The organism is Acidovorax sp. SRB_24 (assembly GCF_012931925.1).
This window is the reverse complement of sequence record NZ_MWOM01000007.1, coordinates 90,608-114,037: the sequence shown is the minus strand read 5'-3', so window position 1 is coordinate 114,037 and position 23,430 is coordinate 90,608. Positions and strand designations below refer to the sequence as shown.

Below are 23,430 nucleotides of genomic sequence, written 5' to 3'. Positions count from 1 at the left end.
GGTAATCCCCCCGCAAATTCAATGCGCTGAGAAGTAGAGACTCTCACAGGAGAATCTCTACCATGAAGAAATCGCGTTTCACCGACAGCCAGATCATCGACGCGCTCAAGCGGGCTGAGGCCGGTCTGACGGTCCCCGAGCTCTGCCGCGAACTGGGCATCAGCGCGGCGACGTTCTACAAGTGGCGCGCCAAGTTCGGCGGCATGGATGCGTCGCTCATGGCCCGCATGAAGGAGCTGGAGGAGGAGAACCGGCGGCTGCGCAAGATGTACGTCGAGGAGAAACTCAAGGCCGAGGTCGTCGCGGAGGCACTCGCAAAAAAGTGGTGAAGCCATCTCGCCGACGCGAGATGGCGCAACGAGCAGTGCAGCAGCGCGGCCTGTCGATCCGGGCGGCTTGCCAGGCCTTCCAGATCAGCCAGGCCTGCTATCGCTACGAGGCCCGCCGCGGCATCGAGGACGATGAGATCGCCCAGTGGCTGCTGCGCCTGACCGACAACAACCGCAACTGGGGCTTCGGGCTGTGCTTCCTGCACCTGCGCAACGTGCGCCGTTTCCCCTGGAACCACAAGCGCGTGTACCGGATTTACCGGGAGCTGGAACTGAACCTGCGCATCAAGCCGCGCAAGCGCCTAGTGCGCGAGAAGCCCGAGCCGCTGACGGTGCCCGAGCACTGCAACGAGGTCTGGTCGATGGACTTCATGCACGACCAGCTGGAAGACGGCCGCAGCATCCGGCTGCTCAACGTGATCGACGACTTCAACCGCGAGGCCCTGGGCATCGAGGTGGACTTCTCACTGCCGTCGCATCGCGTGATCAGAACGCTGGCGCAGATCATGGCCTGGCGCGGCAAGCCTCAGGTGATTCGCTGCGACAACGGGCCGGAGTACATCAGCGCCACGCTGCTGAACTGGGCTAGCACGCGGGGCATCCACATCGAGCACATCCAGCCTGGCAAGCCCCAACAGAACGCCTATGTGGAGCGCTTCAACAGGACAGTCCGCTACGAGTGGCTGTCGCAGTACCATTGGTCCGGCCTTGATGAGGTCCGGGAGTACGCCACGCAATGGATGTGGCGGTACAACCATGAACGCCCAAACATGGCCTTGGGCGGCATCACCCCGAAACAGCGGCTGGCCATGGTCGCATAGCTCTACTTCTCGGAGCAGCGGATTTCGGGGGGATTACCACACCTTCTGCCTGGTTACCAGCGACTCCGCTTTTGCCCACCCGACCTAAGTCGACCTGGAGCAGGCGCATCGCGCGGTACCGGATATTTATGGGCCTGGTCCTCCGTTCAGCCGATTGGGCGGAACTGCAGATGTGCGCAACGTCAACGATGCCACGACAAAGGGTGATAACTCCTAGAGAGAGTTGCGCATCGTTTATTTTAGTTTTTGTTGTCTTTTATGTGTCTGGACAACAAAATTACAAAAACCGATGATTGCGGCCATGACAAACACTCCAAAACCAATTGGACGGCCTACCTTTCGCATCGATGCAACAAGGCTTCGTGACTTGCGCAAAGAAGCCGGCCTTACGCAACGGGCACTGGCAGAGAAAGCCAACGCCCTCGCCGGTAAACATAGTGCCAGCAATGAAGTCTTGAAAAACACAGCTCAACGCTGGGAAAGCACGGGCGCTGTGCCGCGTGAGATGGCGGAGGCCGTGGCCGAGGTGTTGGGTACAACGGTGTCGGTGTTACAGGGTGAAGCCCCACAACCGGCTTCGAACATGGTGGACGAGTTTGAGCGTCTCATTCTTGCCAGAGTGGCCGCCGGCTCATGCCCAGAACTGGTTGATGCTCTCGACAGAGCTGGGCGGAATTCCGCAGACGTTGAAAAAGCTGAACGGTCACTGGCGACCTCCTTGTCGAGTCAACTAGAGATTGCTCAGTTGACCCAGGCGTCGGAGCTCTTCGATGAGGTGGCGTTGCTCACGGGGCTTACGGTTGCGCACTTGCGCAAGCCGATGAGCCATGGCGGCTTCTGGCTGTTGGTGGGAACGGGATTTGCTGGCCCGGAACGGTGCGAGATTCTGTCCGGAGTGACGGAGGTGACGTCGGAAGTGAGAGCTGAGCTGGCCCGCCATTTTGAACACAACGGTCAGCGCGATTCAAAGGCTACGTTTTGTGAAGAAGCGCCCTGGTTTCGTGTCACGCTCATGGACGCCCGTATGGGCATGAATCGCGTACTGCGTTTTGTACGGTGCCAGCCAAACGAAAACGGACTTCAGTGGACCTCCCCGACTTGGCTCGACCGGTTTTGGATCGGTGAGCTTCCGGGGAATGCGTACTTGCATGCGAGTTTTGTCACTGGATTTGACGGTGTCCAGGTACCGTCCAAGGTCACCAATCTCCGCCTCGCCGTTCTAAAACATCCGGTGTACGACCCGAATGTACCGTTTGAGATGAACCGTCCGGACGACATGGTTGCAGTTACCCGAGGTGACCTTGATGAGTTGCCTGACCGCACCATGAAGATGTTTGAGAAAGAGCGTCAAACGCATTTCTTGGTACTTAACCGGCTAAGAGCTGGTCTCTGGGAGGTACTTAAACCGCTTCTCTCAGAATGGCCGCTAGAGTTCTGGCGCATTTCCAAAACCCAGACACGTATCGACGTTCACTTGGAGCTGCCACTGCGGGCCTTAATGCAACTCCAAACTCCGACGAGGCAGGGAAACATCTTCAGCATCGTTTTGGTTGAAGAGTTAAACGGTCGCCTGATACGTACGCCTTGGAACCCGGATGGTGTTTCGCATGTCTTCGAGACGCTAGAGCTTGAGTTCAACGGTGCGCGTACGGCACGGCCTGACATTGGCCAGCCGGCCCCTCAGGCCTAAACATCAAACGTAGTTTTCGAGTGGCACGGGGTGTTCGTCCCGGGTTCGGTGCCGCTCGCCTATTTTTCCGGGACTAGGAGATTTGATATGTCGAACACACCACCAAACGGACCAAGCAAGACTGGCGGGCCTTCCGGAGGCGGCCGCGGAAACAACCCGCCAAAGGGCAAGTAAGGCTTGAAGCACCTGTGGGTTCACTTGCAGGTGCTTCTCTCGACGATCACAGGCAATTGCCAGACACATAAGCCAGCGTGTTGCTGACTAGCTGTCTTCTTGTACATATGCCAATCGCAGGAATCGTTATGAGCCTTCAGAAACACGAACGAGAGACGTTACGCGCGTTGAACAAAAGATGGCCGGAGATGCGCTTTCGAATCGTGCCTGCGGGCCGCCATCCACAGCTGGTTGCCCAATGTGGCCACACTGTGGTCAAGCTAGCTATATCCTCGTCTCCGGCATGTGCGGACCATGTTCCTCAGCTGGCCCTACAGCAGTTGCGACGGAGTTTCCGGCTGCGGGGCATTGAATTGCCAACACTCTGACGGCGAGTAAAACACCATGGCGTGCACGCGAAATGCGGACCGCTGGTACCTGCGGCCTTCGCGCACTTCAACCAGTGGCATCCGCACTCGTCGCTGAAGATGTGCTCTCCCCCGAAGGTTCAGGCGGCAGCAGGCCACACAGGTGCCCCAGGATCATCGACGGACCAGGCGCTTTATTGCGACTAGGACGGGGCCGGGAATACGGGGGCAGCATCAAGGCCAATCGGAGCAATTCAATGGATCGCGGTACGAGGTACGGTTCTACCTGGCTACGATGGTCGTACAAGAATGGCGTACTGTTGTGATGGGTCTTCAGGCTATCAACGTTGGGGCATTTTTGTAATTCACCAATTGCGCGATCTCCGATATACGCTTGGACTGGAGCGATACTTTTCGCAGAGATTTACCAAGAATTGCGTGATTTGGGACTGGTCAAGCCTATGAAATGGCCATAGCATTTCAGCCAGTTCCTAGAGCGCTACATCTCGCCGCCTCCCGTGTGCGGCATGACCCCTTTTTATGAAAGGGGTGCAAAGATGAGCAGCATTGTTTTAGGGACGCGAGTTCTTTCAGTTCGATCCGTTTTAGCTCTTAAGCCGGGATCGCCTCCATACTCGCTCGGGCTTGACGTGCACCTCGACAAGCCCGTCGCCCAGGATGTCGACCTTCTCCGCGCCCAAGGCGGACAGGCAAAGAAGGAAGAAGCCCGCATCAAAGGTGCCTCGGTTTATCCGCCTCGAGAGCGTCTTCGGCTCAACCTCCACCCCGTACTCCGACAGCAGTTCTGCAAGCTCACGAGAGTTCATCGCCCGCTGAGCCACCGCATCCTGCAGAACTTCGCGGGCGAACCTCTGCCACGGGTCAGTTTTCGCCTCCGTCGCAGGCTCTTCTGGAAATTTTTCCGAGGTCTGGGTCATTTCGAAATCACGCTGATTCGCTTCGATTTTTTGCGGAAAAGCGCCCTTGAATCTTACTCGGAAGAGCGTCAAAAATGTCACCCCACGCTTTTCCAACGCTTTACTACTGACGACGGAGGATTCACCGAGGTTGAGGTTTGACCCGATCACCAGAAACTAAGAGACGTAGGAGAGAAGCGTGGGACGTAAATATGCGTGGACTGAGAAAAAGATAGCTGAGTGGCAGGCCCAGGGCTACGGGGAAGGCCGTGGCGAAGGCTACAAGCCGTGGCTGGAGATTGCCGATTTCAGTAGTCGCGGGCGATCCAGGCGCGTCTGGGGTCTTAAAACGCATCGAATCCACCACCTGTTCTCTGACGTGGAGTACGACATCTTTCTGGCGTCCGAATGGTCCAGGTCGGTGATCGACATTCGCGAGCAGTACCCACTTGACCGCGAATTGACTCAGACCATCGCTCAACAGCTCAAGATTCGCCACCCCCATTACCCGGGCACGCATGTTCCGACTGTCATGACCGTCGACTTCCTGCTGACCGTCACCAAGGACGGCAAGGAAACCTTCATGGCCGTCAATGGCAAACGTGACGAGGAGGCTGAAGACGCCAACTCTCTCGAAAAACTCGAAATTCAGCGTACCTACTTTGAACAGCTGGAATACCCGCATCACCTCATGTACCACTCCCAGCTCCCCAGTCAGAAGGTCAAGAACCTGGAATGGATTCGAGACGCCCAGCTCAAGGACGGCGAATCCGAACCGCGGGAGGGTTATTTCTCCGCTCTCTGCGCCCGCATGAGCACTGAGCTGAACACCCCCACTGGCGTGGAAATGCCCTTGGCGGCTTACTGCCGGTCATTCGACGAACGCCATGGCCTGGAGCGTGGGACGGGATTGCGTGTTGCGCGCATGCTGATGCAGGAACGCGCGCTGATGTTCAATCTGGAGTCCGCGGACCTGAGCCAGGCCACGATTGGAGCGTTCGTGATGACGTCTCGGTCTGGTCAGTTGCGTGCAGTAGGTGGTGCGTGATGCTGTTCATGAACGATGTTTTCGAACTTGATGGCGTACGTATGCGCCTGCTTCATGCCGATGTGCCCGCCAACGTCGCATGGTGCATCAGCTTGGCCAGCGCCATAGCATGGCCGGTAAGCATTCCCTACGCGCAGATCGCCAATTTGACCTGCGCTCCCGAAAAAGACGTGTCCCACAAGACGCATTCCGAAGCTTGCCGCCGCAAATGCGCCGAGGCGTGGGCCCGCCTGGAACCATTGCTGCAAAAGCACGGCAACGGCCTTTTTGACCCTAGGACACGAAACCACGCTATCGAGGAATATGCGCAGGAGCGCAAGTGCGCCCAAGGCACGCTCCGTAAAGACCTGCGCCGATACTGGCAGCGCGGCCAAAGTGAACTAGCCCTCATGCCTGGCTACGATAAATCTGGTCGTCCAAAAAAACCGGCCGGCGATGTGGTGTTGGAGATCACTGCCGGCCGTGGACGTCCGCCCGATGCGGGCCACGGCATCTTTCAAGTGACATCCTCAGACATTGCCCACATGAAACAGGTCATCGAAAGTATGTACTTGAAAGATAACCGCAAGACGACGGTTGACGCTCACACTGAGCTGATACAGAAGCACTACCGGTACGAGGACGGTAACCAACAGCTCTTCGTCAATCCGCCTGGCAGCCGTCCTTCTCTTCGGCAGTTTCGTCACTTTCTACACACGAACTACGACGTCGAAGTTCGGCTTCGCAGCCGCGAAGGGAACTCGGACTACGAACGTGAGCACCGCAAAGTCTTGGGCACGGTGCTGGCGGACTGCCAAGGTGTCGGTCACTTCTACGAAATTGACGCCACCATCGTCGACATCTTCCTCGTCAGTCGCGAAGACCCCAACAAAATCATCGGCAAGCCAACCCTATATCTCATTATCGACCGCAAGTCGCGGCTCATCGTCGGGTTCTATTTCGGGCTTGAAAGCGCGAGTTGGAACGCCGCACTGCAGGCAATTCTTAGCATTTCGGAGAACAAGCGCTCGCTATGTGAGCGATATGGTGTTGAGTACGACCCCGAGGACTGGCCTGCACATGCGGTCTTCCCACGGGAGTTCCTGGCAGACCGTGGAGACATGATCTCTCACGCCAGCAGCAACGTCGTTGATGGCCTTCAAGTCACTGTCACCAACCTGCCAAGTAAACGGCCAGATTGGAAGCCTCTGGTCGAGTGCGGATTCCGTCTGATGCACGCCACGTTGCGTCCTATTGCTCCGGCATATGACCCGCCATCGAATGCAACCCGGCGTCGCGGTAAGCATTATGAAAAGGATGCCTGCCTCAATGTGATGGATTTTGGCCACCTGATATTGAACGCCATCATCGCGCACAACCGACGTCATATTCTCAACTACCCCCTGAATCCCGCCGAGCTTGCATCTGACGTAAAGCCCTGTCCGACTGCGCTCTGGAACCACGACATCGTTTCGCGTTCTGGCCTTCTGACACGCTACTCTGAGGAAAAGGTTCGCTTCTCTCTGCTCCGCAAGGAAACGGCCACAGTGACCGAGCACGGGGTCGAGTTCCGAGGCTGCTACTACAGCTTCCAGCAGGCATTGACTCAAAAGTGGTTTGAGACTGCACGCAAACGCAGGTTCAAGGTTGTTGTGTCTTTTGACCCGCGCCTGGTCAACCAAATCTATGTTCATGCGCTGAATGGGAAAGGTGAGCCCCAGATCGCCGATCTGACCGCGCGCAGTCGGAACTACGTCGGCTACAGCTTCGAAGAAGTCCGGTACTACGAGTTGCTGCGCCAGGAGGTTCGCCTGCAATCTGAACAGCAGCGTCTTGAAAACAGTATTGAGTTCAGAGACCGAACGCAACAGATGATTGCCGATGCAAAAGGGCGACTGAAATCTGTTGGAAAGTCATCACGCTCAGCTCGCAGAGCAGACATCAAACCAGCCCGCAACGAGGAGCTCGCTCAGGAGCGGCAGCAACAGGCGAGGCTTCAACCGCCGCCCGCTGAGGCAGTGCCGGATACCGCCACAGCCAAATCCCCCTCCACTGGCAGTGCTCCTCCCGATCACTCCAGTCGTCTTGCCGCTATTCGCGACCGCATGAGAGCGTAAATCCCTACCAGCGTCCCATTCATATGAGTCAAATACTGCCCGCGCCCCACATCGTTTCTGCTCGCTACGTCGAACAGCGTCTGCCTCAGTTCAAGGGAAACCCGCTGGTTGAAGCCCTTCCCCCGTCCATGACCGACCAGGGTCTCATGGAGGCCATTACGCTCATGCCAGATTTCGACGTTGCGCAGCGGGGATGGGAAGATTCCGAGCGTCTGATGATGCTGGAGACGCTCCTGAACTTCATGATGCCCATGTATCGACATACCGAGTTGGGCAGGGCGCTGGACTCTATGTTGCGCGCTGGCTATGTCGGTCGTGCGCCTAAAACACCAGGGCACTCCAAGATTTTCCAGTCCATCTATGAGAAGCAGATCGCTGGGCAGACGTTCACTCAAGCCTCGAACTCCCGAACGCCACAGTTATCAACTGCGCTCATTGGGATTTCCGGCATGGGCAAGACCACCACGGTTCACCGTTGGGCTGCCCACCTGCCTAAGGTGATCTATCACCCCGACTACAACCTCTATCAAATACCGGTCTTGCACATTGAGATGCCATCCGATGGCTCGTCGATCAAGGGCTTGGCACACGGCATTCTTCAGAAAGTAGACGAGCTGGTTCCGGGGGCCAACTACTACGACATGTATGCCCAGAAGGGGCGCACAGGTGCAGACACGTTGATGCGAGGGGTCGCCCGCATCATGAACCTACACCTAGTCGGATTGCTCATCTGCGATGAAGTCCAGAACCTGGCGAACTCCCCAAAAGGAAGCCAGACGCTCATGACCGAGCTGGTCTCAGCGTGTAACGACCTGAAGGTTCCTATCCTGTTCGTCGGCACAAACAAGGCAGCTAAAGTGCTCAGCACGGATTTCCGGCAGTCTCGTCGCTCTAGTGGACATGGCATCGCGCATTGGGATCGCTTACATCCAGGCACCGCTGCGGAGCCCAGTGAGTGGGATGTGTTCCTTGACATCCTCTGGCAATTTCAATGGGTCAAAAACCCCGCCGGGCTTAATTCGCTGCTGAGCCACCATATGTTTGAGTGCAGCCAGGGCGTCATTGACATCGCCATCAAACTGTTTGCTGCCGCCCAGGCACGTGCCATTCTCGATGGCTCTGAAACATTGACCCCGGAGTTGCTGCTGGATGTCTACAGCGAGGACTTCCCGTTGATACACCCGATGATTGAGGCGCTGCGGACTGACAACTATGAAATGCTGTGCAAATACGATGACATTGCGCCGCTGAATCTGAAGCAGCACCTTGAGAACGCACAGCGCAAGCTAAACTTATTGAAGTCCTCGCTCTACAGTGTCAAAGCTGGCAGCGAAACTTTCGTACCTAGGCTCTCAGCAGGACTGCAGGCCGTGGGGGCTGCTGCTGCAGAAGCGGACACGCTTGCCGCTGAGATCGCGAGCGCGAGCCCCGACGCGAACTTGGCTCAGGCCTTGAAGCAAGCAGCGGCAGCTCTAACCAAGCCACAACCCGTCAAACGACAGTCGAAAAGCAAGGTTGTGGTGGAGCTTCCTGTAGATCGGTTCGATGCTCGCCCTAACGACTACAGGCGGGCCATCGCGCATGCCAAGGCCAACAACGTGACCGTGCTGCGGCAATTGAAGGCGTTTGGCATGGCTCCGTTGTACGAGGATGTCCTGGAAATTTGACCATGTTTCTGCCGCGTCCGTACCCGGACGAAGTTGTCGGCAGCCTGCTACATCGGGCTGAACGACAACTGGGTATCGGTCGCGAACAGCTGCTGATGCGCCTTACCGGGCATCCGCTGTCATCTCATTCTTTCTTGATGACTCCGTACGACGGTGTCGCCCATGCTTTCGGGCTGTCTCTGGAAAAGTTCCTGCGTGAACACACCGTGCTTCCGTACATGACAGCATTTATGCCGACTGGGGAACGACGTCGTGCGATTTCAGCCTTGGTTGACGCTCACGGTCGCCAAGGCCGCACGGCGTCGCTTGTACGGCGATCCGTCACTGGGAAAATATGGTTACGCCTTTGCTTGAGCTGCGTGAAAGAAGAGCTGAAGAGCTTTGGCGAGTCGTATTGGCATCGAGTTCACCAGGTCACCGGCGTTGAGGTCTGCGTCAAGCATGACTGCAACTTGTGTGTGACACCGCTCAGGATCAGCCGCGACTCTGGCATCCCGCCCCCCCACGAGGTATTCGACTATCAATCTGCCGATCTGTGCATTTCACGCGCCACGGCGGCGGCAGTAGCACGCGCTTCGGCAGAGGCTCTTTGGATTGTCAAAGACGAGGATTTTTTGCCCCTGGCTTACCAGAATCGCGTGAAAGACTTGGGGTACGTATACATGCGCAGCAGGACCCATGGCGCTCTTCTTGCCCATGACCTCAAGGCATTCTTCGGGGAGTTCTATCTCGACAAGTACGGCTGCGCCATTGGCACCGGCCGTAAAGGGCTATGGCCAGCCAAGCTGTTGCACGCATCCGGTCAACACGCAACAACCTTTAAGCACATCTTACTCAGAGTCTTCCTGGACAGCACCCCGACCCCTTCTTCCAGCCGGGTCGAGTTTGAGGGGAGGCGAAAACCTAGGCCACGAGACTGGCACCAGATTGAGTTGGATGCGATCACCCAGCTGGCGGCGGAGGTTGAGCGGCACAGAGCGGCTGGTACGCGCGTAAGCGCTGCGGACCTGTACGACCTGGCACATATTCGCTCTATTGTCCGAGGCCACAAGGGGCAGATACCTCAGCTCATGGCGTGGATCGAGCATTTCAAAATGTCCCCTCAATCAGCACGAATTCCTGGTCGACGGCCCAGAACCTAGAAAAATGATGGCTCTCTGATCCCTATACATCTCTCAGAAGGAGAGATGTATGGATTGGGTCATAGGACCAGATATTGCAAATGGAGCCTGCAGTTTTGAAGTGCTCTCACACCACGGAAAACTCGAAAGAGTTGCGGTCGATGTGCTGGCCACGGACAGCCTCCTGTCCCCTGGTCGGCGTAAACGGCGGCTCTATGTCGGTGACTTTTCGTCATGGAAGCCGGCTTGCGATACAGACTATCTGCGTGCGTTCGGTCTGCAGCTTCCAGCGCACATTGAGAACCGGCATATGGTCTTTACCTCGCCCACGAGCGATGGGCCAACGATTCATGTGCCCGCGCAGGTGCTTTTGCATGCACTCTTCAAGCCTGTTCGCATACTCCACCCGGCGATCTTTACGCCAGCGAACATCGACCAATTGGCGTTCGTCGACTATGCGAGTACGCCCCCGAAGGTTGTTCTCGACATGCTTGGAAAGAAGCACCTTGAGCCGCGATGGGTCGGAAGTCAGCATCAAGCACTTCTTTGGCTTCACACATCAATATCGGCACGAGCAAGCGCCCAGAGCGTCCATATGAATGCTCTCAAGGGGCTTTTGAACTTGTCCCTACCGGCTGGCCAAGTTCGCATGGCTCTTCATGGTCTAGAAAGCGGCGGCAACATGTACGTCACGAAAGCATCGCTGGTCTGGGTCAAGGTGCCACCGATTGATTCAATTACTGGACAAGAGCAGACTTTCATTTTCAATACAAACGCGGAAGAAGACCGCACGGTCTTCGCGTCTGCTCGCGCGATCCAGGTGCCGCTTCACCTGAATGGCTTGTCGTCTCTGACAGACGAGGAGTGGCAGGTTGTCGAGCCCTTGCTTCAGGGAAAACGTCAAGTCCGTGTCCGCCATTCCCGTAGAGCGCTACTGGATACCATTCTCTACAAGATTGCCAGTGGCACCTCTTGGAAAAAGGTGCCTCGGGATGGCTTTGCGGTTACCGATCTGACGTCTACGTTTCGGAACTGGGTCGCAGACGGTCGCCTAACTAAGGCTATAAATGCGCTTGAATCCTTGCGGCGCTCGCAAGCGATCAATCTACAGGGTTGCCGCGGTGCTATTCCCGCACCTTCTACGTCTTGCTTGAGCCCAATGCCAACTTCGTCCCGGGGCAGAACTTAAATGTCGCCAAGGCCTTCGTGACCACCATATTTGGCGCAGAACTTTAATGTCAGTGAAAAAGGCAAAAAAGTTAAAATACTCAATAAAATCAACAAACTACGGGGGCAAGGCTTTATTGTCAGTGACCATCGCGCACCACGGCGTGCTGTTTTTGGACGAACTCCCGGAATTTCCGCGCGCCGCGCTCGAAGCGCTGCGCGAACCGCTCGAGACCGGCCACATCACCATCGCGCGGGCGGCGCAGCGCGCCGACTTCCCGGCGCGCTTTCAGATGGTGGCCGCGATGAACCCCTGCCCCTGCGGCTACCGGGGCGCAGCGCAGCGCGCTTGCCGCTGCTCGCCCGAGCAGGTAGCGCGCTACCAAGGCAAGCTCAGCGGCCCGCTGCTCGACCGCATCGACCTGCACATCGAAGTGCCCGCCCTGCCCGCCCACGAGCTGCTGGGCGCACCGCCCGGCGAAGGCACGGCCGCCATCCGCGAGCGCGTGGCGCAGGCGCGCCAGCGTTCTACCCAGCGCCAGGGCTGCGCCAACCAGGCGCTGCAAGGCCAGGCCATCGACACGCATGTGCTGCTCGACCCCGCCGCCGCCCAGTTCCTGCAGACCGCGGCAGCCCGCCTGGGCTGGTCCGCGCGCGCCACGCACCGCGCCCTCAAGGTGGCGCGCACCATCGCCGACCTGGCGGGCGCGCAGCACACGCAGGTGGCGCACGTGGCGGAGGCGATGCAGTACCGCAGCATGCTGCGCGGCGCATAGCGTTCGACGCGTCGACAAGCAAGCCCACTCCCGCGCCAGCGGCCCGGCCCAGCCTGCTCAGGATCTACCCAGGAGTGGCAGCGTCTGAAGCTTCGTGACCGTCTTCTGCGGCCGCCACACCCGCCTCGTCCAGGCGCTGCATGTTGCCCAGCAGCTTGAGCAGGTAATGCAGCGTGTGCGCCATGTCCCCCACGGAAAAACCCGCCAGCGCCTGCCCGTAATAGCGGCGGATGTTGGGCTGCGCCTCGTTCACCCAGACCTCCCGCCCCGATTCCGTCATGGTGATGCGCCGTGACCGGCGATCCCGGCCGTCCGGCGCACTGCCCAGGTGACCGTCCCGCTCCATGCGGCTGATCAGGCCCGAGAGGTTTTGCCGGCTCACCATCAGGTAGCGGGCCAGATCTCCCACGCTCATGCCGTCCGCCGCTTCGGGGCGCGACAGCGCCCCCAGCACGGCCCATTGCTGCGTGGTCAGCCCCTGCGCCTCGACCGCCCGGGTGCCCGTTTTATGCAACATGTTTGCACATTGATACAAACGAAAGAACAAACGGTTGGCCAGCTCCATCTTCGCAATGTCGCTGTTTTCTTGAGGGTTTACCACTATTTTTCCTTGAATTTTTTGCTTGCACCGCGCTCGATACCGTCCTAATATACGTCAATATATTGACGCATATGGCTGCAAACTTCCCATACGGCCCTCAGCATAACAACCCGGATTGCACCCACAGACCCCACGGAGAAACCCATGCAAAGATTTGACGGCAAAACAGTGATCGTGACCGGCGGCGGCGGCGGCATCGGCGGAGCGGCCTGCCGCCGCTTTGCCCGCGAGGGCGCCCGGGTGGCGGTGTTCGACATGAACCTGGCGGCCGCCGAGAAGGTGGCCGCCGACATCCGTGCGGGCGGGGGCCAGGCGGCCGCGTTCCAGTGCGACATCACGCAGCGCCCCCAGGTCGATGCGGCGGTGGCTGGCGCCGAAGCCCAGCTCGGTCCCATCGATGTGCTGGTCAACAACGCCGGCTGGGACGTGTTCAAGCCCTTCACCAAAACGGTTCCCGCAGAGTGGGACCGGCTCATCGCCATCAACCTCACGGGAGCGCTGCACATGCACCACGCGGTGCTGCCGGGCATGGTCGAACGCAAAGCCGGCCGCATCGTCAACGTGGCGTCCGACGCCGCGCGCGGCGGCTCCTCGGGCGAGGCCGTCTACGCCGCCTGCAAGGGCGGTCTGGTGGCGCTGTCCAAGACCCTGGCGCGGGAACACGCGCGCCAGGGCATCACCGTCAACGTGGTCTGCCCCGGCCCCACCGACACCGCCTTGCTGGCCGGCGTGGCCGAAGGCGCGCGCGACCCTGCCAAGCTGATCGACGCCTTCAAGAGCGCCATTCCGCTGGGCCGCCTGGGCCAGCCCGACGACCTGGCCAGTGCCATCGCCTTCTTCGGCAGCGACGACGCCTCCTTCATCACCGGCCAGGTCATCAGCGTCTCCGGCGGCCTGACCATGCACGGCTGAGCCCTGCCCACCCTTTCTTCTCCCCGAAAGAACACCATGAATTTCGAAGACATCCTGTACGAAGTGCGCAACGGCGTGGCCTGGATCACCATCAACCGCCCCGACAAGATGAACGCCTTCCGCGGCCAGACCTGCGACGAGATCATCAAGGCGCTGAACAAGGCCGGCTACGACCGCGACGTCGGCGCCATCGTGCTCGCCGGCGCGGGCGACCGGGCGTTCTGCACCGGTGGCGACCAGTCGGCCCACAGCGGCAACTACGACGGGCGCGGCACCATCGGCCTGCCGATGGAAGAGCTGCACACCGCGATCCGCGACGTGCCCAAGCCCGTGATCGCCCGCGTGCAGGGCTTTGCGATCGGCGGCGGCAACGTGCTGGCCACCATCTGCGACCTGACCATCTGCTCCGACAAGGCGCAGTTTGGGCAGGTCGGACCCAAGATGGGCTCGGTGGACCCCGGCTACGGCACCGCCTTCCTGGCCCGCGTCGTCGGCGAAAAGAAAGCCCGCGAGATCTGGTACCTGAACCGCCGCTACAGCGGCGCCGAGGCCGTGGCCATGGGCCTGGCCAACTTCTGCGTGCCACACGACCAGCTGGACGCCGAAGTGCAGAAGATCGGCGAGGAGCTGTGCGAGCGCAGCCCCACGGCGCTGGCCATCGCCAAGCGCAGCTTCAACGCCGACACGGCCCACCAGGCCGGCATTGCGGGCCTGGGCATGTACGCGCTCAAGCTCTATTACGACACCGAAGAGTCGCGCGAGGGCGTCAATGCGCTGAAAGACAAGCGCAAGCCCGAGTTCCGCAAGTACGCGAAGTAACTTTTCGATCGGAACACGAGCCATGCAAGCCGATGCCCTCCACCCGTCCGGCGCTGTGTGGTGGCCGGACCGCAGCACGGTAGAAAACGCCAACCTCACGCGCTTCATGCGCGCGCTCGGGGTCAACAGCTTTGAGGCGCTCAATGAGCGCGCGAGCGCCGATCCGGTCTGGTTCAACGATGCGCTGATCCGCTTCCTCGACTACCGGTTCGAGCGGCCTTACGACCAAGTGCTGGACCTGGGCGCGGGACTGCCCTTCGCGCAGTGGTGCGTGGGCGGCACGACCAATGTGGTGCTCAACTGCATCGACCGGCGCCGGGGCACGGAGCGCTACACGCAAGAGGCTTTGGTCTGTGAAGGTGAAGACGACACCGTGACCTCGTGGACCTTTGCCGACCTGGACCGCGAAACCTGCCGGCTCGCCTGGGGCCTGCGCCGCCTGGGCCTGGGCCGCGGCGACGTGGTGGGCATGTACCTGCCCAACCTGCCGCAGGCTGCGGCCGCCATGCTGGCGGTGGCCAAGATCGGCGGCGTCGTGCTGCCCATGTTTTCGGGCTTCGGCGCAGAAGCCATCGCGCAGCGCCTGAACGATGGACGCGCGACGGCCCTGATCACGGTCGACGGCTCCCTGCGGCGTGGCAAGCCGGTCGGCGCCAAGGCCGTCGCCGACGAGGCGCTGCAGCAGTGCCCGGGCGTGCGCCACGCCGTGGTGCTCGGCCACCTGGCCACCGAGCACGGCTGGACCGAGGGGCGCGACCACTGGTGGCATGAGCTCGCCGCGGGCGCGCCCGGCGACTGCGCAGCCGTGCCGACCGAGGCCATGCCGGCCGACGACCCATTCCTGCTGATGTTCACCTCGGGCACCAGCGGCAAGCCCAAGGGCGTGGTGCACTCGCACTGCGGTTTCCCGGTCAAGACGGCGCTGGACCTGTCGATCTGCATGGACCTCAAGCCTGCGGATCGATTCCTCTGGATGTCGGACATGGGCTGGTTGGTGGGCCCGATTCTGGTATTCGGCGGCCTGCTGGTGGGGTCGACGGTGGTGCTGGCAGAGGGTGCGCCCAACTACCCCGAACCCGACCGCCTGTGGCGCCTCATCGAACGCCACCGCGTCAGCTACCTGGGCCTCGCGCCCACGGTGGCACGCCTGTCGATGTCGCTGGGCAACGACGCCATCGGCGCGCTGGACCTCAGCTCGTTGCGCGTCATCGTCTCCACTGGCGAGCCCTGGACGCCCGAGGCCTGGCAGTGGACCTTCGAGCGCGTGGGCCAACGCAAAGTCCCCCTGCTCAATTACTCCGGCGGCACCGAGGTGGGCGGCATCCTGACGGGCACCGTGGTCCATCCGCTCAAGCCGTGCGCCTTTGCGGGCCCCGTGCCCGGCACAGGCGCAGATGTGGTCGATGCCGAAGGGGCCAGTGTCGGTCCCGATGTGACGGGCGAGCTGGTGATGCCCAGCCCCAGCATCGGCCTCACGCGCGGCCTGTGGCACGACCGCGAGCGCTACCTGCAAAGCTACTGGTCGCGCCTGCCCAATCTGTGGGTACACGGCGACTTCGCCAGCCGCGACGCCGACGGCATGTGGTACGTACATGGCCGCTCCGACGACACGCTGAAGATTGCGGGCAAGCGCACAGGCCCCTCCGAAATCGAGGCGCTGCTGATGGCCACCGGGCTGCTGCTCGACGCGGCAGCGATCGGCGTGCCCGACGCCGTCAAAGGCACTGCGGTGGTGTGCCTTTGCGTCCCCCGCCCCGGCATCGCAACGGACAGCGCGGCCCCTACCCTGTCGGCAGCGGTGGTCGCCGGACTGGGCGGCGCGTTTCGGCCCGCCAAGGTGGTCCTGGTCGACGACCTGCCGCGCACCCGCAACATGAAGATGATGCGCCGCGTGGTCCGCGCCGCCTGGCTCGGAGACGACGCGGGCGACCTCAGCACGCTGGTCAACCCGGAATCGGTACACGCCATCCGTGCGGCGCTCACAGCGCAGGGCCAGACGTGATGCACACGGTGCGCCTTGCGCTGGCGGCGTATGGCGCGCCCACGCACTACCCTGGTCACGGACCACGGGACCATGGACAGTGTTTCTTTACGCCGAATCGCCCCCGACAGGCGAGTGTAAAACGGCTATTTGTCGGATCGCCATTGCACAAAATCACAGGAGACACCATGACACCCACGCCCCGCCGCGCCTTTTGCTTCCTCTCCCGCCGCTCCCTGACCCTGGGTGCCGCGGCCATCTTGGCAGCGGCGGCGCTGCCTGCGGTCGGCCAGACCGCAACCTGGCCGTCCAAGCCCGTGCGCCTGGTGGTGGGATTTGCCCCCGGCGGCGGTACCGACGTGATGGCGCGCAGTGTGGCGCAGTCGCTCAGCGAAGCCCTGGGCCAAACGTTCATTGTGGACAACAAGCCCGGCGCCAGCGGCACCCTGAGCGCCAGCGAGGTGTCAAGGGCCGCCCCCGACGGCTACACCTTTCTCGTCGCGCCGACCTCGGTCGAAACGGTCAACCCCTTCCTGTTCAAGTCCAGCAACCTGCTGCCTTCGCGCGACCTGGCTCCCGTGACGGCGATCGGGCGCATGCAGATGTATCTGGTGGCCCGTCCCACGCTGGAGGCCACGGACGCCAGGCAGCTCATCGCCCTGGCCAAATCCCAGCCCGGCAAGTTGAACTTTGCGTCCTCGGGGTCCGGCACGCCGCCCCACCTTGCCGGAGAGTTGTTCAACCAAAGCACCGGCGCCCTCACCACGCACGTCCCCTACCGCGGGTCCGCGCCCGCGCTGCAGGACGTGATGGCCAGCCAGGCCGACTTCGTCTTTGATCCGGGCATTGCCCTGCCGCACATCAAGGCGGGCAAGGTCAAGCTGCTGGCCGTGGCCAGCGACCGGAAATCGCCCTTCTTTCCGGATGCGCCGACGTACGCCGATCTGGGCATCAAGAACGCGAGCCTGGACATCTGGTTCGGCGTATGGGCCCCGAACAAGGTTCCGCCCGAGATCACCGAGCGCCTGTCGCGGGAACTGACCAAGGCGCTGGCGGCCCCTGCGCTCAAAGAGCGGTTCAACCACCTGGGCGCCGAGCCCGCCCCTGTGGACACCGCAGCCTTCCGCAAGCTGCTGGCGGACGAGGGTGCCACGCTGTCCACGCTGATCAAGGAACGCAAGATCGTTGCCGACTGAATGGCCGGAGTTTCAGACCGATCGTGCCCCGCCGAAGGCAAAGCCTGGATCGGTAGGTGCCCAGGTCTGGCAGCGCCACGCCTCCATTTACTTTCACAACCCGATTCGATACAAAAATATGCTACCCCTGGAAAAAATCAGAGTGATTGATCTGTGCAATGTCGTGATGGGACCTTATGCGACACAGATCCTGGCGGAATATGGAGCGGACGTCATCAAAATCGAGCCGCCGGAAGGCGACGATTCCCGCCGCACGGGGTTTTCCGTTGAAAACAACATGGCCAGTTTGTTCATGGGAGTCAACCGGGGGAAAAGAAGCGTCACCTTGAACCTCAAGGACCCGGCCAGCAAAGAAGATTTCTATGCCCTGGTGCGGTCCGCGGATGTTTTTGTCCACAATATCCGCCCACAGAAACTCCAGGCGCTGGGCATCACGCCCGACGATCTTCGCTCCCACAATCCGCAGTTGATTTATGTGAGCCTGAATGGCTTTGGCCAGGATGGGCCCTATGGCGGAAAACCGGCCTACGACGATGTCATTCAGGGAATGTCGGGAATGGCGGCCCTTGCGCAACGCCATGGCGCGGACGAGCCGCGCTACACCCCGACCATTCTGGCCGACAAGACCGTCGGAACCCTGGCGGCCAGTGCAATTCTGGCGGCGGTGGTCAAACGCGAACGTTTCGGGGTCGGCAGCACCGTGGAAGTGCCCATGTTCGAGTCGATGGTGGCATTTACCTTGGTGGAGCACATGTACGGCGCCAACTTCGCGGCGCACGACCAGAAAATGGGTTACCCCCGTGCACTGGCCCCCTGGCGCAAACCCTTCGCCACCCTGGATGGCTATATCTGCGTCATGCCCTATACCGACAGGCACTGGAATGAACTGCTGACCGCCACAGGGCATGCGGACCTTGCGGCCGATCCGCGTTTTGCCAGCATTTCGGCGCGCAGCGAGCATTCCGGCTTTGTCTACCAGTCGCTGGGGACCGTGTTGTCGCAGAAAACCACGGCAGAGTGGCTCGCCATCCTGGAAGAACTGCAGGTGCCTGGCGCCGTCGTGAACCAGCCCGAGGATTTACTGACCGACCCGCATTTGCAGGCCGTGGGGTTTTTCCAGCACCTGAACGATGCGTCCATGGGCGCGCTGTGCTTCCCAGGCGCCCCGGTGCTTTTCGATGGAGTGAGGGCCCACAACGGCCCACCTCCCCGGCTGGGCGAACACACGCGCGAAGTGCTCGATGGCCTTTCCCATCCATTGAACTGAGTTTTTCGACTTGTTCGGAATCGCCATTCCGAAATAACAACTTGCCTATTTACTTAAATACAAAGGAGACAACCATGGCATCCCCTATTTTGCTGGGTCGCGGATATTACTGGCACGACTTGCATGTCGACCAGGAATTCATCACCTACGGAAGAACCATTACCGAAACCGATTTGATAAATTTCATCACTCTGACCGGAATGACCGAAATCATTTTCACCGACATCCACCACAAAGGCGCCATGCAGGGCCGCGTGGTGCCCGGGGCGTTGTCCTATACCCTGATTGAAGGGCTGCTGGTCCAAGGCATGATCCAGGGCACCGGCATGGCCTTGCTCGAAATAGAAAAAAAGATTTTGGCGCCGGTGTGCGTGGGCGACACCATTCACGGCCATGTGCGCATCGACAATATCCGACCAACCTCCAAACATGGACGCGCGGTGGTGACCTCTACCGTTTCCATTGTGAACCAGCACGATGTGACCGTAAGCACCTATACCGCGAAACGCCTGCTCGCAGGAGATCCCCAAAAGATCGCCGTCGAAAGCCATTGATTGGAGAGAGAAATGAAATTCACCCGAATTTTTCGCCGTACTCCGATTGGTCTGGGTTTGCTGCTGGGACTGATTGCTCCCAGCCATTCCGCCTCCGATTACCCGGCCAAGCCCATCCAGTTGGTCATCGGTTTTTCAGCGGGCGGCCCCGCCGATGCGATTGCCCGCATCCTGTCGCAGCCGCTGAGCAAAATGCTGGGGACGCCCATCGTCATTGACAACCGCCCGGGGGCCGATGGCGTCATTGCCGCTACCAAAGTCGCGCAGTCCCCCGCCAATGGCTATACGCTTTTGCTGGCCCCGGCGACCCACGCCATCAATGCCACGCTCTACAAAACCGCTCCGTACGATTCGCTCAAGGATTTCACTCCGATTGTCTTGATCGGCGACTCTCCGAACATCGTGGCGGTTCACCCGTCTGTTCCGGCCAAAACCATCTCGGAACTGGTCGCCCACGCCAAAACCACAACCCCGGAACTGGCCTATGGCTCCAGTTCGAGCATCACCTATCTGGCCACCGAGATGCTGAACATGAACGCGGACGTGAAAATGGTCCGCATTCCCTACAAAGGCGCGGGCCAGGCCTTGCCAGCGCTGTTGTCGGGGGAGATACAGGTCATGGTGTCCAGCTTCGTCACCTTGCTGCCGCACGTGAAAGCCGGCAAGGTGCGTGCGCTGGCGGTCACCAGCCCCTCGCGCCTGGCGGCCGCTCCAGACATTCCGACCGTCGCCGAATCGGGCCAGCCCGGTTATTCGGCCACGACCTGGTATGGAATTTTGGCGCCCGCCAATACCCCGCCTGAGATCACCGAACGCGTGGGCAAGGCCGTCAAGGACATCCTGCTCGACAAATCCGTCGTCGACCAATTGGCTGCGCAAGGGCTGGCGATCGAAAAAACCATCACAACGCCTCAGGCGTTCAAGACCTACATGGGCGCCGAGATCGACAAATGGAAGCGCGTCATTGTGTCTTCGGGTGCGTCGGCCAACTGAGGCACCCTCCGAACGCCGAACTTTGGCAGGGCCCGGGTGCAGGAAACGCAGCCCATCTGCCTGGCCCGCTGCGCCACACGGGCGGCCAGGTGCCGAAGAGGCCCATGAAGGCGCGATGCGCTGAAGAGCCAGCCCCAGCCCGAGTTCCGCCAGTACGCGAAATCACGCACCAGCCCTGGAGACCCCTGATGAACCCGAACCCCTACATCGACGAAGACCTGCAGGCGCTGGCCGACACGGCGCGCCGCTTTGCCGAGGAGCGCGTCAAGCCCGGCTTCCTCGAGCGCGACCAGACCCGCGATCTGGACCGCGGGCTGTTGCGCGAGATGGGCGAGCTCGGGTTCATTTGCCCCGAACTGCCCGAGCAGCACGGTGGCCTGGGGCTGGGCTGCCTGGCGGCCGGTGTGATCCACGAGGAGATCGCCCGCGCCGACCTGAGCTTCTCGTACCTGAACCTGCTGGCGTCGCTGAATGGCCAGATCCTGTCCCGATACGGCAACCCCGAGGTGGTCGGGCCCTGGCTGCACAAGCTCACCCGAGGCGAGGCGATCTGCTGCATCGCACTGACCGAACCGCGCGGGGGCTCGGACGCCGCCAACCTGCGCCTGCGCATCGAGCGCACCAGCTACGGGGGCAGTGATTTCTACGTCATCAATGGCGAGAAGACCTCCATCTCGGCTGCCGACCAGGCCGACATCGCCGTCGTGTTCGGCCGCACCGGCAAACCCGAGGACGGCGCCCATGGCGTGACGGCCGTGGTGGTGCCAATGGACACACCCGGCATCACCACCAGCCGCTTCGACTGCCACGGCCAGCGCGCCATCGGTCGCGGCTCGATCTTTTTCGAGAACGTGCGCGTGCCCGTCAGCCACCGCCTCGGCGATGAGAACAAGGGCTTCGTGCAGGTGATGCACGGCTTTGACTTCTCGCGCTCGCTGATCGGGCTGCAGTGCCTGGCCGTGGCGCGCGTGGCGCTCGACGAAACCTGGGAATACATCACCCAGCGCCAGGCCTTCGGCCAGCCGCTGTCTGCCTTCCAGGGCGTGACGCACCCGCTGGCGCAGTACGACACCGAGGTCGAAGGTGCACGTCTGCTGTGCCTGCAGGGCCTGTGGCTCAAGGACAAGAACCTGCCCCACACCGCAGAAGCCGGCATGGCCAAGTGGTGGGGTCCCAAGCTGGCTTATGACGTAATCCACCAGTGCCTGCTGTGCTTCGGCCACGGCGGCTACGACCGCGGCCTGATGGAGCAGCGCCTGCGCGACGTGCTGGGTTTCCAGATCGGCGATGGCACGGCGCAGATCATGAAGACCATCATTGCCCGCGCCCGGGCCGGCCGCAAATTCGTGCCTGCCTGAACGCCGTGCACCCAGCCGCCCACCCGACACACCCGGAGACAAGACCATGGACTTCGACGCTGTACTGCTCCCCCCTCGCCGCGCCCGCCTGGTGGCGCAAGGCCACTGGCGCGACCGCACGATCAACGATGCGCTCGACGCCTGCCTCGCGGCCTGCCCCGACCAGCCCGCGCTGACCGCGCTGCAGGTGGAAACCGGCACCACCACGCGCTTCACCTACCGCGAAATGGCACGCATGGCCGACCGCATCGCCGTCGGCCTGGCGCGCCTGGGCGTGGGCCGGGGCGACGTCGTGGCCTGCCAGCTGCCCAACTGGTGGCAGTTCACGCTGACCTACCTGGCCTGCTCGCGCATCGGCGCGGTGATGAACCCACTGATGCACATCTTTCGCGAGCGCGAACTGGGCTTCATGCTGCAGCACGGCGAGGCCAAGGTGGTGATTGCGCCCCAGAGCTTCCGGGGATTCGATTTCGAGCAGATGATCTCCGGCCTGCAGCCCCGCCTGCCGCACCTTCAGCAGCTGGTGATCGTCGGCGGCACGGGCGCCAACAGCTTCGACGCCCTGCTCAGCGGCCCCGCCTGGGAGGCCGCGCCCGATGCGGCGGACATCCTCACGGGCCACCGCCCCGGCCCCGACGAGGTCACCCAGCTCATCTACACCTCGGGCACCACGGGCGAGCCCAAGGGCGTGATGCACTCGGCCAACACCGTGATGGCCAACATCGTTCCCTATGCCGAGCGCCTGCGCCTGGGCGCCGACGATGTGGTGCTGATGGCCTCGCCCATGGCGCACCAGACCGGCTTCATGTACGGGCTCATCATGCCCATCGTGCTGCAGGCACGCGCGGTGCTGCAGGACATCTGGGAACCCAAGCAGGCCATCGCACTGATCAATGCGGAGCAGGCCAGCTTCACCATGGCCTCCACGCCGTTCCTCACCGACCTGGCCCGCACCGTGGCCGAGACCGGCGTGGCCGTGCCCAGCCTGCGCACCTTTCTCTGCGCTGGCGCGCCGATCCCCGGCCCGCTGGTCGAGCAAGCCCGCAAGACGCTGGGCGCCAAGATCGTCTCGGCCTGGGGCATGACCGAGAACGGCGCCGTCACGCTGACCCGGCTGGACGACGGCGATGAGCGCTCCTTCAACACCGACGGCTGCCCGCTGCCCGGCGTGGAAATCAAGGTGGTGGATGTCGATGGCCAGCCGCTGCCACCCGGCGAGCCCGGAAAACTGCTGCTGCGCTCATGCTCCAACTTTGGCGGCTATCTGCACCGCCCGCACCTGAACGCCACCGACGCCGACGACTGGTTCGACACCGGTGACTTGGCCCGCATCGACGAGCGCGGCTATCTGCGCATCACCGGGCGCAGCAAGGACGTGATCATCCGCGGCGGCGAGAACATTCCGGTGGTTGAGGTGGAATCGCTGCTCTACCGCCACCCGGCCATCGCCATGGCCGCCATCGTGGCCTACCCCGACGAGCGCCTGGGCGAGCGGGCCTGCGCCGTGGTCGTGCCCAAGCCCGGGCAAACCATCGACCTGCCGGGCCTGGTGCAGTTCCTGAAAGACCAGAAGATTGCCCTGCAGTACATCCCCGA

At 61.4% G+C, this 23,430-nt stretch carries 18 protein-coding genes and 1 pseudogene; 17 read left to right on the top strand and 2 right to left on the bottom strand.

Annotated elements, in window-relative coordinates; translation table 11 throughout:
- The first annotated feature begins 62 nt into the window (after positions 1-62).
- Positions 63-1,150, top strand: a protein-coding gene (locus B2J89_RS04185; RefSeq protein ID WP_169167971.1) for an IS3 family transposase whose coding sequence is annotated in 2 segments (ribosomal slippage) — positions 63-315 and positions 315-1,150 — 1,089 coding nt in all. Because the reading frame shifts where the segments join, the coding sequence is not laid out codon by codon here.
- A gap of 223 nt (positions 1,151-1,373) precedes the next feature.
- Positions 1,374-2,840 (top strand): helix-turn-helix domain-containing protein, encoded by a 1,467-nt coding sequence (locus B2J89_RS04180; RefSeq protein WP_169167970.1) that lies wholly within the window; start codon positions 1,374-1,376, stop codon positions 2,838-2,840.
- 1,126 nt (positions 2,841-3,966) lie between these two features.
- Here the strand turns inward: B2J89_RS04180 and B2J89_RS04175 are convergent.
- Positions 3,967-4,380 carry a DUF6471 domain-containing protein gene (locus B2J89_RS04175; protein WP_169167969.1) on the bottom strand — a complete coding sequence of 138 codons (414 nt, stop codon included), beginning with the start codon at positions 4,378-4,380 and terminating at the stop codon, positions 3,967-3,969.
- Positions 4,381-4,477: 97 nt separating this feature from the next.
- On the opposite strand from B2J89_RS04175, the gene B2J89_RS04170 reads away from it, so the two are divergent.
- From B2J89_RS04170 to B2J89_RS04145, 6 genes and pseudogenes are all read left to right on the top strand, one after another.
- Complete coding sequence (locus tag B2J89_RS04170) at positions 4,478-5,326, top strand: TnsA endonuclease N-terminal domain-containing protein (RefSeq protein ID WP_169167968.1); 849 nt, start codon at positions 4,478-4,480, stop codon at positions 5,324-5,326.
- On the top strand, positions 5,326-7,422 hold the full coding sequence (locus B2J89_RS04165) for a Mu transposase C-terminal domain-containing protein (protein ID WP_169167967.1): 2,097 nt from the start codon (positions 5,326-5,328) through the stop codon (positions 7,420-7,422). The genes B2J89_RS04170 and B2J89_RS04165 overlap by 1 nt, the downstream gene beginning before the upstream one ends.
- A gap of 128 nt (positions 7,423-7,550) precedes the next feature.
- The gene (locus tag B2J89_RS04160; RefSeq protein WP_169167966.1) at positions 7,551-9,089 is read left to right on the top strand and encodes a TniB family NTP-binding protein; all 1,539 of its coding nucleotides are present in this window, start codon (positions 7,551-7,553) and stop codon (positions 9,087-9,089) included.
- Positions 9,090-9,091: 2 nt separating this feature from the next.
- A complete protein-coding gene (locus B2J89_RS04155; protein WP_169167965.1) occupies positions 9,092-10,231 on the top strand; it encodes a TniQ family protein in 1,140 nt (379 codons plus the stop codon).
- 49 nt (positions 10,232-10,280) lie between these two features.
- A complete protein-coding gene (locus B2J89_RS04150; RefSeq protein ID WP_169167964.1) occupies positions 10,281-11,399 on the top strand; it encodes a transposase in 1,119 nt (372 codons plus the stop codon).
- 121 nt (positions 11,400-11,520) lie between these two features.
- Positions 11,521-12,153 (top strand): annotated as a pseudogene (locus tag B2J89_RS04145) (ATP-binding protein); the annotation flags it as partial.
- Between the two features lie 64 nt (positions 12,154-12,217).
- Here B2J89_RS04145 and B2J89_RS04140 read toward each other — a convergent pair.
- Entirely contained in the window at positions 12,218-12,718 is a 501-nt protein-coding gene (locus B2J89_RS04140) for a MarR family winged helix-turn-helix transcriptional regulator (RefSeq protein WP_169167962.1), read from the bottom strand.
- Between the two features lie 180 nt (positions 12,719-12,898).
- On the opposite strand from B2J89_RS04140, the gene badH reads away from it, so the two are divergent.
- From badH to aliA, 9 genes are all read left to right on the top strand, one after another.
- Positions 12,899-13,666 (top strand): 2-hydroxycyclohexanecarboxyl-CoA dehydrogenase, encoded by a 768-nt coding sequence (badH, locus tag B2J89_RS04135; RefSeq protein ID WP_169167961.1) that lies wholly within the window; start codon positions 12,899-12,901, stop codon positions 13,664-13,666.
- A gap of 36 nt (positions 13,667-13,702) precedes the next feature.
- A complete protein-coding gene (badI, locus tag B2J89_RS04130) occupies positions 13,703-14,485 on the top strand; it encodes a 2-ketocyclohexanecarboxyl-CoA hydrolase (protein WP_169167960.1) in 783 nt (260 codons plus the stop codon).
- 22 nt (positions 14,486-14,507) lie between these two features.
- Entirely contained in the window at positions 14,508-16,487 is a 1,980-nt protein-coding gene (locus B2J89_RS04125; RefSeq protein WP_169167959.1) for an AMP-binding protein, read from the top strand.
- Between the two features lie 167 nt (positions 16,488-16,654).
- Entirely contained in the window at positions 16,655-17,662 is a 1,008-nt protein-coding gene (locus B2J89_RS04120; RefSeq protein ID WP_169167958.1) for a tripartite tricarboxylate transporter substrate binding protein, read from the top strand.
- Positions 17,663-17,780: 118 nt separating this feature from the next.
- A complete protein-coding gene (locus B2J89_RS04115; RefSeq protein ID WP_169167957.1) occupies positions 17,781-18,929 on the top strand; it encodes a CaiB/BaiF CoA-transferase family protein in 1,149 nt (382 codons plus the stop codon).
- Positions 18,930-19,003: 74 nt separating this feature from the next.
- Positions 19,004-19,483, top strand: coding sequence for a MaoC/PaaZ C-terminal domain-containing protein (locus tag B2J89_RS04110; RefSeq protein WP_169167956.1), 480 nt, complete (start codon positions 19,004-19,006; stop codon positions 19,481-19,483).
- A gap of 12 nt (positions 19,484-19,495) precedes the next feature.
- On the top strand, positions 19,496-20,476 hold the full coding sequence (locus B2J89_RS04105) for a tripartite tricarboxylate transporter substrate binding protein (RefSeq protein WP_169167955.1): 981 nt from the start codon (positions 19,496-19,498) through the stop codon (positions 20,474-20,476).
- Positions 20,477-20,664: 188 nt separating this feature from the next.
- Positions 20,665-21,834 (top strand): cyclohexanecarboxyl-CoA dehydrogenase, encoded by a 1,170-nt coding sequence (aliB, locus tag B2J89_RS04100; RefSeq protein WP_169167954.1) that lies wholly within the window; start codon positions 20,665-20,667, stop codon positions 21,832-21,834.
- A 46-nt stretch (positions 21,835-21,880) separates the two neighbouring features.
- Positions 21,881-23,430, top strand: a 1,550-nt coding sequence (gene aliA / locus B2J89_RS04095; protein WP_169167953.1) for a cyclohexanecarboxylate-CoA ligase, incomplete at its 3' end; no start/stop codon positions are given.